This is a genomic window from Plantactinospora sp. B6F1 (assembly GCF_040120695.1).
In the GTDB taxonomy this organism is placed as follows: Bacteria; Actinomycetota; Actinomycetes; order Mycobacteriales; family Micromonosporaceae; genus Plantactinospora.
In genome coordinates this window covers 1-477 of record NZ_JBEEAC010000119.1, presented here as the reverse complement: position 1 = coordinate 477, position 477 = coordinate 1, and the positions used below count along the sequence as shown (strand labels likewise).

1 protein-coding gene and 1 pseudogene are annotated in these 477 nt (G+C 63.7%); both read right to left on the bottom strand.

From position 1 onward, the window contains the following. Positions 1–66 precede the first annotated feature (66 nt). Positions 67–237: pseudogene (locus tag ABNF97_RS34070) on the bottom strand (IS256 family transposase); the annotation flags it as partial. Positions 238–278: 41 nt separating this feature from the next. Beyond that, on the bottom strand, positions 279–477 hold a 199-nt coding region (locus ABNF97_RS34065; RefSeq protein WP_349341084.1), incomplete at its 5' end, for a hypothetical protein.

The window sequence follows — 477 nt, the reverse complement described above, 5'->3', positions numbered from 1 at the left end:
GGGTGTGTCAACTTGACGGTGGAGATTTCTCTCGCGTGTCTTGGCTGGTGTCGAGTTGTGTCGATGTCAGTGGCGGCCGGCGGTGACGCGTCCGTCGAAGGTGATGTCGAAGGCGTTCAACGCGGCTTTCCATCGGTTGGACCAGCGGACGCGGCCCTTGCCGGTCGGGTCGAGGCTGACCACGGTGAGGTAGAGGACCTTGAGAGCGGCCTGCTCGGTGGGGAAGTGTCCGCGGGCGGTCGCGATCAACGGACCCAGCTACCGACTCAAGAACCGCCTCACCGCCATCGACGGCCAAGCCAACGTCGCCTGACCTGGCCACGTTCATCCGTACCTACCTGGGGACGCACACCCGTACGCCGACAGGTGGTCCAGTCTCCGTTGGAGAGTTGCTGCCATTGGACGGCTGCTTTGATGTGGATGCCGAGCATTTTGGCCAGGATCGCGGCCGGGACCTCGGCGGCGAGCATGAATAGT